General features: G+C 66.1%; 22 protein-coding genes and 1 pseudogene. 2 read left to right on the top strand and 21 right to left on the bottom strand.

What is annotated here, in order from left to right; all coding sequences use genetic code 11:
• Nucleotides 1-77: 77 nt before the first annotated feature.
• The 13 genes from ACP7A3_RS19395 to ACP7A3_RS19335 all read right to left on the bottom strand — a co-directional run bounded on the left by ACP7A3_RS19395 (nucleotide 78) and on the right by ACP7A3_RS19335 (nucleotide 11,512).
• Nucleotides 78-569, bottom strand: coding sequence for a hypothetical protein (locus ACP7A3_RS19395; RefSeq protein WP_010409155.1), 492 nt, complete (start codon nucleotides 567-569; stop codon nucleotides 78-80).
• Nucleotides 566-1,063 (bottom strand): hypothetical protein, encoded by a 498-nt coding sequence (locus ACP7A3_RS19390; protein ID WP_010409153.1) that lies wholly within the window; start codon nucleotides 1,061-1,063, stop codon nucleotides 566-568. Before ACP7A3_RS19390 ends, ACP7A3_RS19395 begins: the two co-directional genes overlap by 4 nt.
• The gene (locus ACP7A3_RS19385; RefSeq protein ID WP_010409151.1) at nucleotides 1,060-2,214 is read right to left on the bottom strand and encodes a nuclease-related domain-containing protein; all 1,155 of its coding nucleotides are present in this window, start codon (nucleotides 2,212-2,214) and stop codon (nucleotides 1,060-1,062) included. The genes ACP7A3_RS19390 and ACP7A3_RS19385 overlap by 4 nt, the downstream gene beginning before the upstream one ends.
• Nucleotides 2,211-3,068, bottom strand: coding sequence for a CsgG/HfaB family protein (locus ACP7A3_RS19380; RefSeq protein WP_010409149.1), 858 nt, complete (start codon nucleotides 3,066-3,068; stop codon nucleotides 2,211-2,213). The genes ACP7A3_RS19385 and ACP7A3_RS19380 overlap by 4 nt, the downstream gene beginning before the upstream one ends.
• Nucleotides 3,061-3,390: a hypothetical protein gene (locus ACP7A3_RS19375; protein ID WP_010409148.1), complete on the bottom strand. Its 330-nt coding sequence runs from the start codon at nucleotides 3,388-3,390 to the stop codon at nucleotides 3,061-3,063. Before ACP7A3_RS19375 ends, ACP7A3_RS19380 begins: the two co-directional genes overlap by 8 nt.
• Before the next feature lie 26 nt (nucleotides 3,391-3,416).
• A complete protein-coding gene (locus tag ACP7A3_RS19370) occupies nucleotides 3,417-3,626 on the bottom strand; it encodes a hypothetical protein (protein WP_010409146.1) in 210 nt (69 codons plus the stop codon).
• A gap of 91 nt (nucleotides 3,627-3,717) precedes the next feature.
• Nucleotides 3,718-4,479 carry a hypothetical protein gene (locus ACP7A3_RS19365; RefSeq protein ID WP_010409145.1) on the bottom strand — a complete coding sequence of 254 codons (762 nt, stop codon included), beginning with the start codon at nucleotides 4,477-4,479 and terminating at the stop codon, nucleotides 3,718-3,720.
• Nucleotides 4,466-5,197 (bottom strand): hypothetical protein, encoded by a 732-nt coding sequence (locus ACP7A3_RS19360; protein ID WP_010409143.1) that lies wholly within the window; start codon nucleotides 5,195-5,197, stop codon nucleotides 4,466-4,468. Before ACP7A3_RS19360 ends, ACP7A3_RS19365 begins: the two co-directional genes overlap by 14 nt.
• Entirely contained in the window at nucleotides 5,187-5,513 is a 327-nt protein-coding gene (locus tag ACP7A3_RS19355) for a hypothetical protein (protein ID WP_010409142.1), read from the bottom strand. The genes ACP7A3_RS19360 and ACP7A3_RS19355 overlap by 11 nt, the downstream gene beginning before the upstream one ends.
• Nucleotides 5,510-5,746: a hypothetical protein gene (locus ACP7A3_RS19350; RefSeq protein ID WP_033967468.1), complete on the bottom strand. Its 237-nt coding sequence runs from the start codon at nucleotides 5,744-5,746 to the stop codon at nucleotides 5,510-5,512. The genes ACP7A3_RS19355 and ACP7A3_RS19350 overlap by 4 nt, the downstream gene beginning before the upstream one ends.
• 2 nt (nucleotides 5,747-5,748) lie before the next feature.
• Complete coding sequence (gene mobF, locus ACP7A3_RS19345) at nucleotides 5,749-8,823, bottom strand: MobF family relaxase (RefSeq protein ID WP_426256939.1); 3,075 nt, start codon at nucleotides 8,821-8,823, stop codon at nucleotides 5,749-5,751.
• A 3-nt stretch (nucleotides 8,824-8,826) separates the two neighbouring features.
• Nucleotides 8,827-11,346: a type IV secretion system DNA-binding domain-containing protein gene (locus tag ACP7A3_RS19340; RefSeq protein ID WP_033967470.1), complete on the bottom strand. Its 2,520-nt coding sequence runs from the start codon at nucleotides 11,344-11,346 to the stop codon at nucleotides 8,827-8,829.
• Entirely contained in the window at nucleotides 11,339-11,512 is a 174-nt protein-coding gene (locus ACP7A3_RS19335; RefSeq protein ID WP_154651477.1) for a hypothetical protein, read from the bottom strand. Before ACP7A3_RS19335 ends, ACP7A3_RS19340 begins: the two co-directional genes overlap by 8 nt.
• Before the next feature lie 635 nt (nucleotides 11,513-12,147).
• Here ACP7A3_RS19335 and ACP7A3_RS19330 point away from each other — a divergent pair.
• Entirely contained in the window at nucleotides 12,148-12,366 is a 219-nt protein-coding gene (locus ACP7A3_RS19330) for a hypothetical protein (protein WP_010409132.1), read from the top strand.
• A 180-nt stretch (nucleotides 12,367-12,546) separates the two neighbouring features.
• Here ACP7A3_RS19330 and ACP7A3_RS19325 read toward each other — a convergent pair whose 3' ends face one another.
• Nucleotides 12,547-13,167: a hypothetical protein gene (locus tag ACP7A3_RS19325; protein ID WP_156487318.1), complete on the bottom strand. Its 621-nt coding sequence runs from the start codon at nucleotides 13,165-13,167 to the stop codon at nucleotides 12,547-12,549.
• Between the two features lie 304 nt (nucleotides 13,168-13,471).
• Here ACP7A3_RS19325 and ACP7A3_RS19320 point away from each other — a divergent pair, with 304 nt between their 5' ends.
• Nucleotides 13,472-13,849 carry a hypothetical protein gene (locus ACP7A3_RS19320; RefSeq protein ID WP_010409127.1) on the top strand — a complete coding sequence of 126 codons (378 nt, stop codon included), beginning with the start codon at nucleotides 13,472-13,474 and terminating at the stop codon, nucleotides 13,847-13,849.
• 368 nt (nucleotides 13,850-14,217) lie between these two features.
• Here ACP7A3_RS19320 and ACP7A3_RS19315 read toward each other — a convergent pair whose 3' ends face one another.
• The 7 genes and pseudogenes from ACP7A3_RS19315 to ACP7A3_RS19285 form a co-directional block, all read right to left on the bottom strand.
• Nucleotides 14,218-15,210 (bottom strand): SLOG family protein, encoded by a 993-nt coding sequence (locus tag ACP7A3_RS19315; RefSeq protein ID WP_037494485.1) that lies wholly within the window; start codon nucleotides 15,208-15,210, stop codon nucleotides 14,218-14,220.
• Nucleotides 15,211-15,783: 573 nt separating this feature from the next.
• Nucleotides 15,784-16,257 (bottom strand): hypothetical protein, encoded by a 474-nt coding sequence (locus ACP7A3_RS19310; RefSeq protein WP_231472237.1) that lies wholly within the window; start codon nucleotides 16,255-16,257, stop codon nucleotides 15,784-15,786.
• Nucleotides 16,258-16,394: 137 nt separating this feature from the next.
• Complete coding sequence (locus ACP7A3_RS19305; protein WP_010409121.1) at nucleotides 16,395-16,733, bottom strand: single-stranded DNA-binding protein; 339 nt, start codon at nucleotides 16,731-16,733, stop codon at nucleotides 16,395-16,397.
• 690 nt (nucleotides 16,734-17,423) lie between these two features.
• Complete coding sequence (locus ACP7A3_RS19300; RefSeq protein WP_062126514.1) at nucleotides 17,424-17,681, bottom strand: hypothetical protein; 258 nt, start codon at nucleotides 17,679-17,681, stop codon at nucleotides 17,424-17,426.
• A 136-nt stretch (nucleotides 17,682-17,817) separates the two neighbouring features.
• The gene (locus ACP7A3_RS19295) at nucleotides 17,818-18,084 is read right to left on the bottom strand and encodes a type II toxin-antitoxin system Phd/YefM family antitoxin (protein ID WP_010409116.1); all 267 of its coding nucleotides are present in this window, start codon (nucleotides 18,082-18,084) and stop codon (nucleotides 17,818-17,820) included.
• Nucleotides 18,085-18,352: 268 nt separating this feature from the next.
• Entirely contained in the window at nucleotides 18,353-18,829 is a 477-nt protein-coding gene (locus ACP7A3_RS19290; RefSeq protein WP_024310589.1) for a DUF736 domain-containing protein, read from the bottom strand.
• 187 nt (nucleotides 18,830-19,016) lie between these two features.
• Nucleotides 19,017-19,239 (bottom strand): annotated as a pseudogene (locus ACP7A3_RS19285) (hypothetical protein); the annotation flags it as partial.

The raw sequence follows: 19,239 nt of genomic DNA, 5'->3' as shown, positions 1-19,239 counted from the left end.
GGGCCGGATTTGTTCCAGCGGGATTGAGTCGAGCCGTTCGGTTCCGGCGACCGATGCTCGCGGCATGAAGATGGCGATCACGACCCGAGTGGGCTGCTCATCACCAGCACGGTCGCGCGCGCGATCGGCGCCGGCGCTACGCCGGCTCTGAAGGGGGCGACCGCCCCCCACCGCAGCGACTTGGCGACGGGGCGATAGCTGACCGGATGGATGCCATCCCGGCTCGGTTGCGCCCGCAGCGGGATGACGGTGTCGCCGAAACGTGCCGCGATCGACGTGACAATGGATGACGCGCGCAGGTCGTAGGGGGCAAGCCAGGCCACCTTGACGGCGGTGGTTCGCCGCCTGAGCGCAAGAAGGTTGGTTGGGAGCGCCGGACTGGCGGCATCGTTCGACCCGAGTGCGATGAGGGCGACGGTGGCGGCCGAAGCGCCCCTCACCCGCCGCTCGATCTCGGCCGAACCGGCACCCACGCGCGCATGAACCTCGCAGCGTATGCCCTGTGCTGCCAATGCCTGCGCCGTGCCGACCGCGGTGCTGTCGCCCAGGATCAGGCAGAAGGGAATCATGGCCGACCAGCCTGATGGGCAAGCGGTTTTCGTGGAGTGGTCATGTCGCCGTAGGCAAGTAGCCCGAAGATGGCGACAGCACAGCCGGCGATGCCGAACGCTGCGCGTGCCAGCCCGATCAGCCGCGCCTTGCGACCCTTGCGAAGGTGGTTCCACCCTCGATCGAGCGAGGTACGCCAGGACAGCCAGCCATCGCCGATATCGCTCGCGCCGAACATCGCGATGGGGATCGCGACGGCCAGCATGATATGCCGGATGTCGGCGCGGGCGATCACGATGGCGAGAAAGGTCGCGACCAGAATGAACAGCGCGATGGCGTTGATGACGCTGTAGAGCGGGCGCAGCCGAAAGATCCGACGCGAGGGCGCAGCGAGGTAGCGCACGATCGGACGGCGGCAGGTGTCGCAGACCAGCATGTGCTGCCCCAGCGGCCAGCGGCGCATCGCCTCATGGCAATACGGGCATTCGGGCCGGGGCAGGCTGATCATATTCATGCGACGTGGCCGACCCTGATCGCATCGGGAAGTGCAGCCCGGATCACGTCGGCGACGTCGGGCACGCAGATCCAGTTGGAGAATCTCGGGTTCCAGATCGCCTTGCCCTTGCACAACGCGGAAAGAACCTCCCTGCCGATCTCATCGTCGCGCGCGGCCCTGAATGCGATGCGGCCATCTGGCAGTGTCCGCTCGACGATCCCGGCGCATACCTCGATAGGTGCGCCCGCCTTGACGGGAACCGCCTTGGCAGGGGGCGATACCTCCAAAACGGTGCATTCAACCGCTACCGATGTGGAGGGACTTTGCGCCGGATGAACAGTGACAGGCTCTGCCTCGACGTACGGCGGCAATTCCGGCACAGACGCGGCCTGGACGATGGGCATGTTGATCGGCCCAGACGGGTCGCCGGTATGAGACGTATCGGCGGCGTCCGTGCTGTCAGGAACGATGCCGAGGCGGGTATAGATATCGCCCTCCTGGACATGGTCGGCGATGAGCTGGTCGGCGATCTCGACCATCTGCGCGGCGGTGACGCCGGTCGAAAACATTCGTCCCAGGGGCGATGACCCGCCGAACGGCACCCAGGCTTTGTAAAGGTTGTCGCATTTGTAGATCGGCTCGTCGCTGCCGATTTTGGAACGGTCGATCATCGCGGTGGGCGGAACGGACACGAATACGCCGACCTCCGCGAACGCCCTGTCATGCCCTTTTCGCTTCAGCCACGCCTGCAGCACCTTGCGTTGTCGTTTGGCCTGTTCGACCGGATTGGGGATGTTCTGCGGCTGACGTTGCGAGCGATACCAGACCATCCATTCGCCATGCTCGTTCTTCGAGATCCGGCCAGAGTAGTTCTTGGATTCGAAGATCGAGGCGGTGCGCGACGCCCGCGACAGCAGGATATGATCGAACTGCGCGAACCCGCCCTGCCCGTCCGGCAGGCGCAGATCGTGGATAAGCAGGTTGCGGTCGTTGTCAGGCCCGAATTGGTGATCGAGCATATAGGCGGTCTCGCGCTCGCCCCGCATCCCCTGGCGATGGTTCCGCACCGTCGATCGCACGCGCTCGGGGAGAGCCGCGAACTCGTCGGACGCCATCACTTCGTCGGCAAATGCGATCTCGGCCGCGCGGGTCGATTTCTTGCGGATCATCGTTTCGGCGTTCCCGGATTTGGCTGCGGCAGCGGTTGAACCGCCTGCGCCGGTAGCGGCGCGGAGGCGGGAGGCACCATTGCGGGCGGCTTGGCCGGCACCAGCCTCGCCTCGAGCCGTGGCCGTGCATCCTCGATCAGCTTGCGGAACGCATCGAGCGTCGCCAGCGTGGTGATCTTGCCGATGTCGGTCGAGGCGTAGCTTCCACCGAGCGCACCCACGCCAAGGCCGAGCAACAGCCCACCGCCCACGACGCCGATATCCTTCTTGCGCGCCGACCCGCTGGCGACCGCTTCCTGGATGCCGGTGTTCACGTCGACCAGCGTCATCAGCACCTGGCTTTCGAGTGTCTTCGACTTGAGCCCGACCGCCCCGCCGAACACACCGCCGACCCCGCCCCCGCTCTCACGCGACTTGGCGTCGGAATAGACCACCTTCACCTCGATCAGATAATCCGCCTTGGTGACAGGCCGGGTTGTGGCAGTCCCGCCATTGATCGCGCGTTCGCGTTCGAGCGCGCTGAACGCCTCGCCGCGATCGGCGACGCGGAAGCAATTGGATCGCGCGATCATCAGCTTGACCAGTGGCAGCGCGTCGACGCGCGCGGTCGAACCGCCGTTCTGCATCTCCGCCATGCGCATGAGCGCCTGCAGTTGCGGCGACAGGCCATCGGCCGGGTTGGCGGCCTTCTCCTCAACCAGCGCGGCAACGCCGAGCGGCACCTGGCATTGCGGCACGGCGGTCGTCTCGTCGACGCCGGTGCCGCCCTGCCCCAGCTTCTGGGCGTGGGCCATTGAAGGTGTGACGGCCGCGAGCGCGGCCGTCACGACGAGCATGCGGGTGCGATCAAGCACCGGCGCCCGCCTTCTTCGCATGCGCTGCGGGATCGCAGATCCCGGCACGCTCCTCGTCCGCCGCAACTTTCTTCGCGGCTTCGTCACAGTCCTTGCAGTCGGGACAGTCCGCGCAGTCCTTGCATTTGCCGTTGTGAAGCGCGTGCGCGCGATAGCGCGCCTTCTTCGCCTCGACCTCGCGCGCGGCATCGGTGCCGGCATGACTTCCGGCGAAGCTCGCCATCGCGAGCAGGACCGGCGCCGACGACTGCGCGCTGGCGGCCGACGGCAAGGCCACGGAGAGGGCGGCAAGCCCCAGCGCGGCGATCATCTTCAGTTTCATCGTGTGTACTCCTTCCCTGGCCGTTTTCAGAAGAAACCGTTGCGTCGGCCGTCGCGACGGTCATCGTGGCGGGCGCTGCTGTCGCCCAGCGCCGAGCGCCGGACCTCCAGCTCAACCCCGTCCCCCTTGCGGCGAATGCGGACATCCTGCGGGGCGATGTTGTTGCGCTTCGCCCAGCGGTCTGCGTCGGCATCCGAGCCGAACTCGCCCATTTCCTCGAAATCCCAGTTGCTCATGTCTCCTGTCCCGGTTGATCGCCGTGCCGGCGCGCGGGGGCCGGTCCTGGCGGTGCGATGCGAAATCCCCGCGCGTGGATGAAGGACAGTGTCACTGGATCGAGGCCGGTTTGGCGGCGATGCGCCGGACCACGAGATTGCTGTCGGCCCCCAGACGAAGATCGAGCGTGTGCCCGACCCGTCGCGTGAACAGCATCACGCCGGCAACCTCGTCGTGCAGCGTGCCCTTGCCGAAGAAGGTCCGAGAATCTGCCCATTCGCGGCCGTGGATGAAGCGGACGCGATATTGGCCGAGCGGGGCTGGCACGGTGACACGCTCGAAGGCGCGGACATAGACCGACAGCCGGTTCTTCGCCGTCGCCGGATCGAGCAGCTGGACGATGCTATTGTCTGCCGCACCCTGAATGGTCAGGTGGCTTCTGACGGTTCGCAGGTCGACGCTGGAGGAGACGGCGACCGTTCCCGATTCCGGAAAACCGGTGTTCGTCCCCACGATTGACGCGAACAGGCTGGAGGTTGCGCGCTTGATCTGGCCCTGCCCGGCCCAGGCCGCAAGGACCAGTGCGATGGCAACACCGACGCCCAGCGCCTGCCAGTAAGGGGCCGGCGTGAAGCGCGGGCGGGGCCGCCATCGACCGCGCTGATAATCGTGGCCCCTGTTCCTGGCTTCGAACCACGACCCTTTCGATCCGCCAGATATCCAGCTCGCGCTCCCCAGCGGCACCGATTTCCTGAACCCGAAGCGGTTCAGCTCGACCCGTGCCTTGCGATCGTTCCATTGCGTCGCACCGGGATCGAGCCCCTGCCGCTTGCGGTAGCGATCGCGCATATAGTCGCGATCATCGATGCCCATCGACCACCTCCATCGACTGCGAGGGGAGAGCCAGGGGAAACACGTCCATTCTGGACAGCATCGCGTGATCGCGCAGCGAGGCCTCGACGGCGACAACCTCGCTCGAAGTCAGTCCAGGTTCGCGTCGTACGAACAGGATGGTCGACGCCGATCCTGCCAGCCAGCGCGCGATGGAGATCCTGGGCATCAGCCGGTCGTGGTCGGCGAAAGCGTGGGTCGCTCGTCGCACGCCGGCCAGCACGGTCATTCCCCAACGCAGGGCGTGACCGTTTCCAGAATCGTGTCCCGCCGCCTCTGCGACGGCTTCCGGCGGGAGATCCCGTATCAGATCGCGGACGGCCGAAAGGGTCGCACCAGGTTCATCGCCGGCATGCTGGATCGCGCGGAGCAGCACATAGCGCGAAGCGCAGGTGTAGCCCGAGCAAACGTCAGGATCGTCGGGAAGGAACGCTTCGATCGCGGACGAGCGTGCATAGTCGCTCGGATGGTCTGCGAAGAAGTCCCAGTTGCCGCGCGCGGGGTCGATCAGCTGGTCGCGGACCTGGTCGGCGAGTTCGGCGATCGCGTCGCCATCGCCGAATACCGCGAGCCGGCCCCCGTCACCGGCGCGGACCGCTTCAAGCGCCGCTTCCGTCAGATCCGCGGTTTCGGCGATCGTGAGGGTCGCGTGCGTCGGCTCGGGTTGGCGCCGGAAGCGAAAAGGGAAACTACCGTCCACCGGGCGTACCTTGGGTTGCGGGCGGAACGAAAATTCCACCATCGGTGTGAAGCGACGCGCTGACGATTCCGCATCCGACCGCCCAGGCGAAGGTGAAAGCCGCCACCGCGGCCGCCAGGAGTCCCGCCTGACGCAACCGGCGCGTCAGCGGGACGATCATGCGTGGTGCGGTTGACCGTGGCTCCACGGGCTTCCTGCGGGCCTGATGGCCATACTCGGCCGTTCCCTCGATCGCGTCGCAGGGCGGCGTGTCGAGCCGCGAGGTCCGACCGATGCGGGGAGGCCCGTGCATATAGTCGCGGTCGGCGAGGCTCATCGTGCTGGCTCGGACCGGACCCGGAGGGCACGCAGCGCGCGGGTGAGCGGCAGGAGTAAGACGTAGGTCAGGCCGAAAATCGCGGCCATCGCAAGCGTTTCGCCGCCCCAGTCGAGCGCATCGTCGCGCCGCGCGAGCTGGCTGCATTGCGTGAGCGTATGAGTGTCGAGGTCGCAGGCGTGCCAGTGCTTGGTGGCGATCACCTGGTCCCAGGTCGGTGGTGATGTGGTCATGCTCATAGCTCCAGTCCGATGTCCTTTTCGGGGTAGGGAAGTTCAGGCCCTTTGGGCTCGACCGGGACGCTGAACCGGGAGAGGTCGAGCGAGGGATCGGTACGGATGTCGATCTTGCCGCCGGTCGAGGGGCGGGCTGTATCTGCGCTCGGCTCGCCTCCGACTTTCTCCGGTCCGCGATCGAGGTCGGGCGGCAAGGTCGGATTGAAGGTCTCGCCCGCGCCGGCTTTCGTGGCTGCGCCGGCAGCGCCGCGATCGGGATCGATCGTCAGCGCGCCGGTGGTTTCGAGCGCCGAGGTCTTGTTGCCCTCGTTGCGCTCGATCGCGGCGGTCAGCTTCTCGCGGTCGTCGGTGAACAGCTGGATGTCGTCGCGGACGCGCGTGACGGTGACGTTGAACAGCCGCTGGTTGGAGAGGTTCGATTCCCTGTGGCTCATCACCGCGATCGCGGTGTCGGTGGTGATGCCCTGCGCCGCGTGCATGTTGAGCGCGTAGGCGAGGCTGATCCGCTCCATCATCGGATCGCCCGCCTTTAGCTCGTGGAGGGTGCCGTCGCTCGCCTCCACCTTGATCCCCGACGGGTCGGCCGAGACGACGCGGGCGATATCGTTGTTGTTGAGGCCGCGGTCCTTGTCGTTCTGGGTCCAGCGGATCTTGTCGCCCTCATGCAGCTTGATCTGCTCGCGCTGGGCGAGCTGCATCGCGTCGGTCTTGTCGACCGGCGATATCTTCTGCGGATCGAAGGTCCGTACCCGGTTGCCGATCTGGACCTGAACGCGGCCCTTCGCGTCGACGCCGAGCACGTCATAGGTGCCGGGGCTGAGGCCGAGCTCGCGCATGGCATGGCGCAGGTCGATCACCTGGCCGGGCTTATAGGTATGCGCGTAGCGGAGTTCCTCGCGCGTGACGTTGACCTTGTCGAGGACCGGGGTGACGACGCCGTCCCCTTTCAACGTGCCCTCCGCGGCGAGGCCGTCCTGGATGCGCACGTTGAGCTCTGCGCGCGCGACGCGGCCCGACGAGAACATCGCGGTGGTCTCGCGCTGTTCGGGGGTTAGGCCCAGCCAGTGTTCGGCCGCGGCCTTCACATGCTCGGGGTTGGCGGTGACCTTGTCGCCGAGCATCGCCATCGCCTCGCGCACCTCGCCGCGGTTGGTCAGCGCGGCGACGGTGCGCAGCTGCTCGGTGCGCTGGCGCAGATTCTCGTCCATCCGCGCCATCGTGATCCCGCCGGCCTGCGCGAGCGCGAACGCCTTGCCGGCGTCGACCGCGGTGATCTGCTGGCGATCGCCGATCATCAGGAAGCGATCGACGCCGAGCGCATTGGCGATGCCGACCAGGTGCTTCATCTGGTCGGAACCCACCATCGAGGCTTCGTCGAGGATCAGCGTCGTGCCGGCGAGCGCGTCGCGCGCGCCGTCATAGCCCGCTCCCTTCCCAGCGAGCGCGTGGCGGGCATAGCTGTGGACGAACGAGGAGACGGTGCGGCTCTCGATCCCGGCTTCCGCGCCGAGGCGATCGGCGGTCGCCTTCATGAGCGCGAGGCCGACCACCTTGCCGCCCTCCTGCTCGACGTTGCGCGCGACGCTCGCCAGCATGGTCGACTTGCCGGCGCCCGAGACGCCTTGGACCGCGACGATACGATCGGCGGAGGTCAGCGCCATCGTCGCGGCCGCCATCTGGCCTGCGTTGAGTTCCTTGTCGCCCGATGCGGCGTTGATCCGCTCGATGACGGTGTCGGCGGAGACGATCACCCGCCCCTCCCCCTTGCCGCGCTCGATCTCTGCAAGGATGCCGCGCTCCGTCGCGAGCGCCTCGGGCGTCGTGACATGGGTGACGACGCTGTCGATCCGGTCATCCTTGCCCGGAATCAGCTTCTCGTTGCGGATGAGCTCGGAGACGCGCGCGTCGACATGCGCGGCGGTGACACCCTTCAGCCCGAGGTCGAGCGCGGTCCTGGTGATGTCCGGCACCGCGAACGCGGCTTCGCGTTGGGCATGGATGCGGATCGCGGAGGCGACGGCGTGCTGGGCGCGCAGATCCACCGGCGCGATGCGCAGCCGGTCGAGGCCGCTGGCGACGAGCGGATCGGCGGGTCGGAATAACTCGCCCAGGCTTTCGCGGAGATTGGCCAGGACGTCACCGAGGCGCTCCATCGGTCGTGGCTGGGCATCGAGGCCGCTGGCGCCAGCACGCTCGCGCGCGGCATCGACCAGCGCCTTGCCGTCGAACCCGAGCGCGGCCGCCCGGTCGCGCCACTCCTGACGCAGGGCATCGCGATCCTCGACGTTCAGCTTGGCGTCGCGGGTATTGTTGGTCACCTTGCGCAACGCCTCGGCGGAGGTGACACCGAGTTCGCCGGCTTTCGCCAGGATATCGGCGCGCCGCTGGCTGAAGGTGTCGATCACCTGCTTGGGCACGCCGGCGATCTCGAACTGGCCGTGCTTGCCGGTGACGCTGGTCTCGTAGCCGATCTTCGCCAGCTCGGCGCGAAACTGCGCGTGGTAGGCCGCGCCGATGGTCGTGTTGTTCTTCCACAGCTGCTGGTTGTGGAGCGCCTGCCATGCCCCGTTCGCCATCTTGGTCATGTTGGCGATCAGGACATGGATGTGGCCCTGTGGATCGAGCGCGCGACTCGTGTCGTGCTGGAACAGCGCATAGACGAGGTTGCCGGTTCGCACCGCATCCCCTGACCTGGACTGATCGTAGGTGCGGCCTTCGGCGAAGGTCTTCTCGACCCATCCCATCGTCGCCTTTACGGCGTTCATATGCGCGGTGAGGACACGGGTGTCGCCAGCGACATAGGCCATTACGCTGGCGGACTTCGGCATCGAGAAGGTCAGGTCGACACCGAGCCTGCGACCCTCGACCTGCCCGACCTTTTCGCCATCGGGCATCTCGCCGTTGAGGATCTTCTCGAAGTCTTCCTTGGTCACCTCGCCCTTGAGGCCAAGGTCGGCCGCGCCCACCCCGCCCCAGGCGGTCGCCTCGGACGAATGCTCGGCGGTGTAGTAATCGTCCTTGGCGAAATACTGCGCCGCGCCGGAGGCGGACTTGACGGAAGCGATCGACAGCATCGGCTACATCCCCATGTCCATGTCGTCATCGATCTCCGGCGAATGATCCGGGCCGTGATGACGATGGTGGTGATCGGGGTCGCGCTGCGTCGCAAACCCATCGCGCAATTCGCGGGTCGCCTGGTCCTCGTGGCGATCGGCATCACCGCGATCGGACCGGCTTTCCGGGGCATGGCGTGACGCCTCGCCGCGCGTCGGATCCACCCCGCTCTGCGGACCCGCACGGTTCTCGATCAGGGACATGCCCATGCCGCCGAGTTGGGCATCCAGACTGGATGAACCTCCCGTCACAGGCTTGGAAGGTTCGCCCCCGACCCTCGTTGCGGCATCCGACGCGCGGACGGCATCGACGCCGGTCGGGCTGCTGGCGACGCCCTTGCCGGTTATCTGATCGATCACCACCGGCAGCGACCCGGTGACCTCCATCGCCGCAGCCGCCTTTTCAGCCTCGCTACGCGGCTTCTCGGGCTGCGAGGCGGTCAGGTCCGGCTCTTGCCTTTCCTTCGCCTCCACGCCCCCCACAGGCCGTGTGGGGGTATGCTCGCGGCCACCCTCACCCCCCTCATCCGCGCCATTGTTCCGGGTGTTCTGACGACGCCGGTCTTCCGGCGAGACGTATTCGGTAGGCTTGAAGTTCTTGCGGGGCACCGCCCCCGGCGCGACCTCGGCATAGGAGCGGTATTTGAGTTCGATCCGCGCAGCGGGAAATCCATCGGGAAACTTCACGAAGCCGTGGAGCGACGGCAGGTTGTTGATGTCGTCGGGGATGACCAGCGGCTCGATCGCCGTGCGAGGCGTGAGGGTCGAGGCGTCGCGGGTGTTGTTGTAGCCGTAGCTGTAGGCCTCATCCATCTGGCGGACCTCGCGGCTGCCGATGAACTCGGAGCACTTTTCGGCTGTGGTTCGATCGGCGGTGGCGAGGATCAGCTTGGTGCGCGCAAGTCCGGTGAGCGCGGTCGCGTTCTGCAAGCCATAGGTCGCGACCAGCTTGTCGAACGAGTGGATCCCAAGGACGAACGCACCGCCGAAGTTGCGGGCCGACTGGAGGCCATGCTCGATACCAGGAAGCGCGTGAAGCGCATGGACTTCGTCAAACAGATACCAGGTCCGCAGGTCACGGGTCTTGGGCAGGCGCATGAGGTTGTTGACGGCCAGATCGATCCACAGCGTGAACAGACCGCGGGTCATCTCGAGGTCGTTGTACGAGCCGGTGATGAACATGATCGAGCCGTCGCGATTGTCGGTCGCGATCCAGTCGCGGATCGAGAAGGCGGGCGGGCCGCCCGGGACAGGGTCCGGCATGAAGCGTAGCGCCTGTCCGTTGACGTTCAGAACCGAGCGGATCGATTCCGCCATGCGGGCGGCTTTCTCGGTCGTCAGCGGGGCGGCGATGGTGTCATCGAGCTTGGCGTTGATCGACTTCAGATCGGCCTGCATCAGGTGGTGCGCGATCGCGGCGTTGTTCGCCTCACCCATCTCTTGAAGCTTCAGGCACATCTCGATGAAGAGCATCCGCGCGGCGTTCTGCCAGAACGGTTCCTTGTCGTCGGGATGCGAGGGAATGAGGGCCGATGCGGCCGAAACGAAGTCGGCATAGTTGCGGCATTCGTCGAACAGCGTCCACGGCGCGCAACGCTCGTCCATAGGGTTGAGAATGACGTCGGTTTCTGGGTTGTAGAACGTCTCCACGAACACGCCGGTCAGGTCAAAGATGACCGCGCGATGACCGCGCGCGCGAAGCTGCGAGACGTGGCTGCGCAGCTGGGTCGTCTTGCCGGTGCCGGTGGTGCCGATGAGCATGGTATGGCTCTGTTCGAGCCGCCACGGATAGGGGATGCCGGCGATCGTGTATGGAACGTGGATGCCCCGGTCGATCCGATCGAGGATCGGAGCCTTGGCGACGAGTTCGGGGACGTACGGCGGATCGTGTTCGGCGCACTCGGTGCGGAACTTGCGTCGGTTGTGGCCGCTGACAGTTTTGACGAGCACGTCACGCTCGACCAACAGGGCGCCGCGGTTGTGGCGTTCCTGGAGCATGTCGCTGCCGCGCTTGTTTGCCCACATGATGAACCACATGATGATCGGTGCTGCGATGAAGGCCGACATGACGAGTGTCGTCAGGAAGATCTTGACCGTCTTCGCCCAGGCATGAACGACATGGGGTTCGTAGGGGACGTAGCCGATCGGAACCTTGGTCACGATGCCGTTTGGCAAGGTCAGGTTGATGAGGTGGAATTTGTCCCCGCCGACCCACGTCCAGATGGCGGAATAGAGCTTCATCAGGTCGAGCTGGAATTCATGCTCGGCGAGGCCCAGCCAGACGAAGATATTGAACAGGACGATGAACGTCCCCAGCCATATCCAGATGGGCACCTGGAGGCCCGCCCAGGTCATCTTGTACTGACTGGCGAGAAGCTGCGAACCGCGGGTGAAATTGCCCGAGTTGCGGGTGATCCGCCCCCGCGCGGAATGGTGCTTTACGGTCGCCGCCTGACCGTTGAACCGGATGTCGCCGCTACGCATGGAACGTCGCCAGGCGCTCCTTCGCGGCTTCGCGAAGCTGGGGTACGACGTCGCCGTGATCGCGTGTGATAATCACGTCGATCGCCGCCTGCATGTACTCGAGAACGAGGACCGCACGGGTGATGTTGAAAGTATGCTCGGCCTCAGCGAAACGGATACCGAACATAAGCGCAGTGCGCGCGGCCTCAGACCGGGAGCACGACCGTTTCGCGGCTACACGATCAAGTGCCGCAATCTCTTCAGACGAAAGTCTGAAAGCTATCGTCGAGTTAGACATTCACCACCCACTTGAAAGTGGCTGGTGGGGTTTTCGGAGAGTGGAAAATACTACAGCCTGGTCCCGAGGTATAGAGTGAAAACGCATTCACCCTGCAAACAGGGATTTTCGCGCGTTCTCAAGCGCTTAGGGGAGAACCACCAAGGCGTTTGCAGGGGCAAACATGTTTGCCCCTGCAAACACCGGCAATTACAGACACTTAACCTGCGGCGTGCCGCGTACGGTGTGCAAATCCTTAGGGACTGTCGCGGTGGTGGTGGCATCATGGCTGGATGTCCGATCATTGGACTGGGTTCCGGGAGAGTAAGCGCCGCAGGCAGGCGACCACCGGACTGGACCGAAGGGTATTGGGCGGAGCAATCCCGCCCGACGACGGACCTGGCCGAAGGTCAGTGTCCGTCGCCTCATGCTGGTCCGGTAAAGCCGGACCAGCGAGCGATTATGAGTGTCGCTATTGTGCCGGTGGAGCGGTGCTGGCATCGTGGGAAATGGAGGCCGATCCACGATCAGAAAAGGCAGGTCATATGGCACGGAGTATCGAGCAGGAACGGGCACAGCTTGAGGCGGACGAACAGCGGCTCAACGAACGCCGCAAGCAACTGGCCGATCGTGAGCGTTCGGAGCTGCTGAAGGAGGTGGAACGGTCGGGGTTGATGAAGGCCGATCCTGCCCAGTTCAGCGCGATCATTGGAGCGATCAAGAAACTCGGGATCGCCGAGACCGTGAAGCGCCTGACCGCGTAAGCGGGTCAGCGCGAAAGCGGGCTCAAGCCCATCATGCAAATAGAAGGGGAGCTGCCGTTAGGCGCTCCCCTTTTCAATGCTTGGGCCGAGTTGGCGAAGCTTCGGTCCATTCAGGCATAAGAATGGGGAGCATCGAGGCGAAGCCCGATGCTCCCCGACGCGATGGCGACTGGAGGGAGGCTATCCCCAGACCATGCGTATCCCTTCACTGGTGTCGGCCTGAGCAGCGAGGGTGTCGAAGCGTTCGAGGTAACGACCATCGAGGCGACCAAGGTCGCGGCGAACATAGGGCTGGCCGAGTGTTTCGCGTAGTTGCCCGATGGGCATGCTGCCGCAATTATCGTCCGAAAGTCGTAGCGCGTCGAGGACGTGGAAGGCGTTGCCGTTCGCGAGATTGATCTCCGCTGCGCCGTCCGGGGTGCTGGCGACGCGCATCGTGATCGTGCGGGTCGCGTCATCGTGCCAGAAGCGCACGTTGAGGCCACGGAACTGGGCTTCCTCGACCACGGCGATGACACCCACATCGTGATCGAAGATCGCGCAGATCGACGCGAGCGACCAGGGGCAGACGCGAGCTTCGAACGAGCACGACACGAGCGGGTCATCATCCTCGTCTTCGAGCAGCTGGCCACGTTCGCGGGCGAAGGCGCGGAACGCGGCAAGCTGGCGGGCGGTGATGACGGCGGGCGCGGCGTCGGCTTTGCGATCGACGCTGAGGAAGAAGGTGATCGACATGGTCTGTCTCCCATTGGAACCATCATCTCCGGTTCCCCTCCCCTTCCGATCCGTCAGGATCGGCATGGCCGATCACGGGGTCATGGGTCGGTCCGCAGGACCGGGTGCCCGAGCGATGCGTAGCTGGTGCTCGCAATGCGCAGGCATTGCGGCACCGCGAGCGAGCCGGGCTTCGGTCGGACTGCGCCGGTCGATGCGTAGCGAGCGCGACACGCGCAGGCGTGGCCGCGATGCGAGCGAGACGGGCGCGGTCGATAAGCGGGTGCGATCGGCACGAGCGAGGCGTAGCGAACCGGCGATCCGAAGGGATCGCCGTGAAGCGAGCGAGCCGTGCCGGTCAGCTCCTGCGCGATGGCATCGGCACGGTGCGATGCGCAGCGGCAGCGCAGGCGATGCGACGGCATCGCCGCGCCCGCCAGCGAGCCGTGCCGATGCGGCAAGCGACATGCCGGGTGAGACGCGCCGGTCGATGCGTAGCGAGCGCGACATGCGCAGGCGTGGCCGCGATGCGAGCGAGACGGCGTGGCCGATCAATGGGTGCGATCGGCACGGCGCGATGCGCAGCGGCAGTGCAGGCGATGCGACGGCATCGCCGCGCCCGCCAGCGAGCCGTGCTGATGCCGCAAGCGTGACGCCGGTTGAACCGCGCCGGTCGATGCGTAGCGAGCGTGACACGCGCAGGCGTGGCCGCGATGCGAGCGAGACGGCGCGGTCGATAAGCCAACGCGATCGGCACGGCGATGCGTAGCGAACCGGCGATCCGAAGGGATCGCCGTGAAGCAAGCGAGGCGTGCCGATTGGTGTTCAACGACGATCGCCAGTCGTATCGGCCGAGGCGTAGCGCGCTGGTCATCGCATTCAGCGATGACCGCAAAGCGAGCGAGGCGATGCGACGGGTGTCGGTATCGACCCCGGCACCGGCGAGGCGTAGCTGGCAGTGGCAATGCGACGGCATTGCCCTGCCGCGAGCGAGCCGTGCCGAGCGGGCAACGTGGCGTGATCGACCGATAGGTCAGTCCCACGCGGCGCGATGGGGCTCGATGCCCCGGAGCGCCGCCCAGGGCGACGTAAAAAAGGGGAAGGACTCCGGTTGCCCGGAGCCCTTCCGTGGGTGCGTCAGGCGCGGCGGCTGCGCTGGCTCGGCTGCACCGGTGCCTGTCCGTCCTTGCGGAAGACGTGGAGCGGTACGCCGGCGGTACGCAACTTGCGAGCGAAGTCGATCTGGACGCCCGATCCTTCGCAGACGATCGCTTCGACGGGACGCAGCGAGGCGATGCGGTCGTTGCGGAGGAACCCGCCCCGGTTGCCGTGGCGCTTGTCGAGGAACATGCGCACCAGCTTGACCTCGCGCGAGGCCGCCCACGACGCTGCGATGGCGTCGGCACCCTTGTTCATGGCGGTGGTCATCAGGACCATCGACGGGATGCGACGCTTGATCTGGTCGAGGCGTTCGAAGAGCTGCTCGTGGTCGTGCCATTCCATGCCGCCCGAGAAGGCGACAATCGGGCCGCTCGGGTTGTGCTCGTCCCGACGCTTTGCCGCGCGTGCCGCCAGATAGTCGGCACCGTCGATCATCGAGGCGGTCAGCTTGGACGACACCCTGCTGCCGCGGACGGTCGAGAAGGGCCGTCCGGTCTCGACGCGATACACGTTCCCGGCGTGGTCCCGCATGCAGCGCATCGCCTCGGCGCAATTCTCGAGGGTCTGGCAGAGCAGCTGGGTCTCTTCGAGCTCCACCGCGTAGATCTCCGAGGGGTCGTAGCTGCGCACCAGGTCGCCAAGTTTCTTGGCGGCGTCATCCTCACGGCCCTCGATGCGCTTGGCCACCATGTGGAAGCTGTTGACGAAGCCCCATGCGAGGTCGGCGGCGAACTCCTCCATGCGAGTGTCGCGGAACACGTCGAACATCGTCGCCAGCATCTGCTCGACGGCGTGTGCGGCCTGCTCCGGGTCGGGCATGTCCAGCTTCTCGGCTTCGCTGACGATGGAAAGCTTCGCCATCTCGCTCGCCTCGATGAACGCCCCCTGATAGGTCTCGGTGGTGTGCTCGTCGGCGCGGCGCTCGTTGATCGCGCGGCCCATGTCGTTGAAGTTGCTGTACTTGGTCATGATAGCCTCCATGAGTTGAAAATCTCACCTTCTCTCGGTGAGGAATCTCATCCGGCATGCGGCGGTCAGGGCGGTCAGGGACGTTAACCGGGAAGCCGCGGCCCGCAGGGTCGCGGACCCCGGTTAACGCTCGCGCGCGGGGGAGCCGATTTTCTCGTGCCCTGGAGGCGGAGCGAAGCGGAGACGGAAGGGTGCGTGAAAATTGGGGGGACCGCGCGTCCTTGACGGCCCGCCAACCCCGCATGCCAGACTTCCTCATCACAGAGAGAGAAAATATTATGTTGTGGTGGGCACGCCGGGTCGGACCGAGCACGGGCGGCGGTGATGCGCCGGCACGGCGCAGCGCCGCAAAGGCAGCGCCAGTGAGCCCGGGAGGGCGAGCCAGCTGCCGCCGCCCGCGCGCAGGACGCCCGGCGCCGGCATAGGGATCGTCACCCGCAGGGCGGAGACCCCGCCAGGGGGCTCCGTGAGGCCCGCCAGGGCCGAATAGAGCCCGGTCCCGCCCACAAGGCGGGACGCCCCGCCCTGCCCCTCTACGGCCGTCCCACAGCCAGCACAGCAGGATCAGCAGGATCAGTCCCATTCATACTCGCCACCGTCATCCCCGGCATCGTAATCCGGCATCTCCTGGATTCCCGGGTCGTCTGGATCGCGGTTGGCATCGGGGTCCTCGCCGTGCGGGTCGGTCTGGATATCCGGTTCGGTTGCGAACCGGATATCTTCACCGATCCGGTCAGCAATGTCCGGCTCGACCGCGCTGTCATCGTCTAGCCAGCAGGAACGCGGACACTGGAGCAGCTGGTGACCACGATGGACGAAGGGCTGGCCGTTCATCAGGATGGGTCGCTCGGCGAGACGCCGGCAGGGTTCATTGCGACGGTTGCGGAAGCCGCACGGCACCGCCAGCGGGGCGAGCGCGACGGCATTGCCGTCGTGGTCGCCGCCGGCGGGTGCCGGCTCGTCGACCCGAGCGACCGGGTCCGGTGCCGTAGGTATCGGCTCGGGCGCGAACGGGTCGCCGTCGAACATGTCGCGCTGGACGGTCATGGTGCCGGACCTTTCAGGTGAGCGCGCGCGGGCGCAAGGCCGCGGTGCGAAGCAACGTGGCCGAAGCGTCCGAGCTGGCGATGAAGAAGCATGCGCGAAGGGCGACGCCCGCAGGCGCCGCCCGGTTCGCTGGCCGGTCAGTAGAACTCGGCGCGATCGGCGATGATCTCGCAGCCGTAGCGGTCGTTGCCGTCGCTGTCCTGCCAGCGGGTGTAGTGCAGGCGTCCCTCGATGGCGATGAGGTCGCCCTTCTTGCGGTTGCCGGCGATCGCCTTGGCGAGGCCGTTGAAGCAGGTGACCTTGTGGTATTCGGTCTCCTTGACGGTGAAGCCGTCGTCGCCTTTGTAGGTGTGGCCGTCCTTGTTGAGCTTCGGGCGATCGGTCGCCACGAAGATGGTCGCGACGCTGGTGGCGCGATTGACTTCGCGCAGTTCGGGGGTGCGGGTCAGGCGGCCGACGAGGTTCACGTTGTTCATGGCATTGCCTCCTTGGGTTGGTCGGCGGTCCGTCCGCCGGTGTCACCTGAAGGGCGTCGCGGTTCGGGGCGTCGCACCGGAGGGCGAGCTGGGCCGGCGCGCAGGCGGCGGGCCTGGTCGACCGGAGGGGAACCCCTTTTGCAGGGGTGGTGCGGGCAGCCGCGCGAAGCGCGGCAACACGGCCCTGCCAAAGGGGTTGCGAGGCCCCGGGGCGCGGCGCAGGTGACACGAAACGGCGGATGGGCCGTCGATCAGCCCAAGGTTCCCGCAGGCATTGCCATGGACAAACCTCGTGAACCGCTCATGTCGGTCGCCTGACCCGTACCCCCGAACGACCCGGCGCGAAGGCAGGCGTGCCGCCAGCGTCGCTCGCTGACCGACGTGGTGCCGCTCCGAAGCTCGACAAGGACGGCCGCGCCCGGGCGACGACGCACCGGCAAGGAGACCGGATGCCGCAAGGTCGCCCGACGGCCGACCCTCGCCAGGGCGATCGCCGGCAACCGCATCGGACCTGGGCGTCCTCATCGCCATAGGGGGCAAACGCCTGCCGATACCCGCTGGCAGAACAGCGACGGCTTTACGCGCCGCCCGGCTGCGGGATCATCGCCGATCGTGATGATCTTTCCACTCGGCCAGCGAACCGGGCTGTGTCTGCGGGCGCCGCCCTTCGGGTTGGCGAGGATCGATCGCCTACTCGGTTCGCCGGGTGGGGGTGATCCGATGCTCGACGATCAGCGCCGCGACACGTTGTACGATGCGGCTCGGCACCTCGGCGATGATGGTGCTACCGTCGTTACCGGCGCGAACGTCGGGTCCGACCCATGCGAAATCGTTCACGTCGTCCCACACGATGCGTGATCGGTCATCGAGGCCGAAGGCCTCAATGAATCGCGGCGGCAGAGGGATGGATGCAGCCGGTGAATAATCGCGCGTCGTCAGTGGCACCATCAGGACACGGAGCCTTCCGGCTGAGCGATAGCTGCCAACCACCATGCAGGGGCGGAGTTTCGAGCCGTCCTCGTCGCCCCGGTTATGTTCATGCCGCCAGAGGTAGAAATACCAGATCAGGTCACCGGCTTGCGGTTCAATCGACGTACTGATCGTTCTGGACGGACCCGGCGCTGGGCGTCGCGGTCCTGATGGCGTGGATGGCTTCATCGCTCAACTCCTGCGGCGAGAGCGCGAGGTGATCGAGGCGGGACAAGCGTTCGAACTCGGAGGCGGGTAGCATGACCACGCGGGCAGCGCCGTTGCGCTCGATTGCGATCGGATGCGTCATCGCCTCGTCGTAATAGAAGCCGAACCGCTTCGACACGTCGGTCGATCTGGCCTTTTCGATTGTAGGGGTCATGGTTTCCCTCATCTTTCGTTACGCGGCCGGGGATCGATTAAGCCCTGCGTCCCTCCAGGATGGGACCCTCATCTGGTCCTGCCAATGTTGTAACGGCCATCTTTCTGTTACATGGGAATCCGTATCTTCCGTAAAACGGAAGACAATCCGTACACCACGGACCGCGCGGCTGCAACAGGCACTAACGGCAACAGGGACCGCTTCGGCGATGAAGCGATCCCCGTCGAGGTGGCGATACGGGCGACGCGTCAGCGCCGCCCGATGCCGGTCAGACCCTCTCGTCGACCGGCGCGGTGCTGGCACCCAGCCCGTCTCCGGTGTCATCGCCTGCGCCCGAGGTCGCCACGTCACGGCCATCGGCGGTGAAAGGCAGCGCGGGTTCGCCATCGTCCGCCTTGACCCCGAGCGCGGCACCGACGTCGCGGCGCTTCTGGGCGCGCTGCCACACGACGTTGTACGAGCCGTCGTCCTGGCGGAAGGCCGAGACCTGGAGCGGCGCGGCGAGCGACGGATCGTCGATGCGGCCGTTGAGGAACGCCTCGCCGGTGTTGTTGGAGGTGAGTTCAAAGAACGCGCCGACCTGCACCCACGTCCGGCCCGGGGTGAGCGCATGGATCTCGTAGCGCGGGGCGCGCGGATTGGACGACTGGACCGGCTTCAGCGCGATCGTCATCGCGACCGCGAGGGTGGAAATGCGGCCCATGAAGATGCCCGCGTCGTTCTGCTTGATCTGACCGATGTTCATGACGTGTCTCCTGATGTCGTGCTGGACCCCATGTCCTCGACACCGATCTTCAATCCTCCTCCCCTCCCCGGCCCTTCGGCCGGGCAGGGCGCGATGAGCGCCCCTCACCGACCGCGTTCTTCACGCGGACGGTGGTGCGTGCGGGACGCGGATCGGGCTAGGTCAGGAGGATGTGCCGATGGCGCTGTTAGCTATCGGTCTCAGGCTTTCCCGGGACGATGGAGAGCGCAGGCGGTTTGAAGCCACCCAACCGGAAGTGCTCACCGATCGCGGCGAGGTCACCTAGAGCATTGTATTCCTGAAGCGTCAGCACGACGCTTTCGTTGTCGTCGGCCGAGAATATCGCGCGCGGACCATGACCTGGCCAGACCCGAACCTCGGGCGAGAACGACCCGGGCGAGCCTCCCGAC

It is taken from the genome of Sphingomonas sp. DC5200-1, from assembly GCF_049897245.1.
In the GTDB taxonomy this organism is placed as follows: domain Bacteria; phylum Pseudomonadota; class Alphaproteobacteria; order Sphingomonadales; family Sphingomonadaceae; genus Sphingomonas; species Sphingomonas aquatilis.
The sequence above is the reverse complement of the archived record's forward strand: the minus strand, read 5'-3'. Positions and strand labels throughout refer to the sequence as shown.

Coding starts and splice junctions, on each gene's coding strand:
- ACP7A3_RS19375 (WP_010409148.1), bottom strand. CDS start 3,390: ATGAAACTGAAGATGATCGCCGCGCTGGGGCTTGCCGCCCTCTCCGTG.
- ACP7A3_RS19340 (WP_033967470.1), bottom strand. CDS start 11,346: ATGCGTAGCGGCGACATCCGGTTCAACGGTCAGGCGGCGACCGTAAAG.
- ACP7A3_RS19310 (WP_231472237.1), bottom strand. CDS start 16,257: ATGACCGTCCAGCGCGACATGTTCGACGGCGACCCGTTCGCGCCCGAG.
- ACP7A3_RS19330 (WP_010409132.1), top strand. CDS start 12,148: ATGGCACGGAGTATCGAGCAGGAACGGGCACAGCTTGAGGCGGACGAA.
- ACP7A3_RS19295 (WP_010409116.1), bottom strand. CDS start 18,084: ATGACCCCTACAATCGAAAAGGCCAGATCGACCGACGTGTCGAAGCGG.
- mobF (WP_426256939.1), bottom strand. CDS start 8,823: ATGCTGTCGATCGCTTCCGTCAAGTCCGCCTCCGGCGCGGCGCAGTAT.
- ACP7A3_RS19370 (WP_010409146.1), bottom strand. CDS start 3,626: ATGAGCAACTGGGATTTCGAGGAAATGGGCGAGTTCGGCTCGGATGCC.
- ACP7A3_RS19385 (WP_010409151.1), bottom strand. CDS start 2,214: ATGATCCGCAAGAAATCGACCCGCGCGGCCGAGATCGCATTTGCCGAC.
- ACP7A3_RS19325 (WP_156487318.1), bottom strand. CDS start 13,167: ATGCCGATCCTGACGGATCGGAAGGGGAGGGGAACCGGAGATGATGGT.
- ACP7A3_RS19305 (WP_010409121.1), bottom strand. CDS start 16,733: ATGAACAACGTGAACCTCGTCGGCCGCCTGACCCGCACCCCCGAACTG.
- ACP7A3_RS19315 (WP_037494485.1), bottom strand. CDS start 15,210: ATGACCAAGTACAGCAACTTCAACGACATGGGCCGCGCGATCAACGAG.
- ACP7A3_RS19335 (WP_154651477.1), bottom strand. CDS start 11,512: ATGTTCGGTATCCGTTTCGCTGAGGCCGAGCATACTTTCAACATCACC.
- ACP7A3_RS19290 (WP_024310589.1), bottom strand. CDS start 18,829: ATGAACATCGGTCAGATCAAGCAGAACGACGCGGGCATCTTCATGGGC.
- ACP7A3_RS19355 (WP_010409142.1), bottom strand. CDS start 5,513: ATGAGCCTCGCCGACCGCGACTATATGCACGGGCCTCCCCGCATCGGT.
- ACP7A3_RS19365 (WP_010409145.1), bottom strand. CDS start 4,479: ATGGGCATCGATGATCGCGACTATATGCGCGATCGCTACCGCAAGCGG.
- ACP7A3_RS19300 (WP_062126514.1), bottom strand. CDS start 17,681: ATGGTGCCACTGACGACGCGCGATTATTCACCGGCTGCATCCATCCCT.
- ACP7A3_RS19320 (WP_010409127.1), top strand. CDS start 13,472: ATGCGCAGCGGCAGCGCAGGCGATGCGACGGCATCGCCGCGCCCGCCA.
- ACP7A3_RS19395 (WP_010409155.1), bottom strand. CDS start 569: ATGATTCCCTTCTGCCTGATCCTGGGCGACAGCACCGCGGTCGGCACG.
- ACP7A3_RS19350 (WP_033967468.1), bottom strand. CDS start 5,746: ATGACCACATCACCACCGACCTGGGACCAGGTGATCGCCACCAAGCAC.
- ACP7A3_RS19390 (WP_010409153.1), bottom strand. CDS start 1,063: ATGAATATGATCAGCCTGCCCCGGCCCGAATGCCCGTATTGCCATGAG.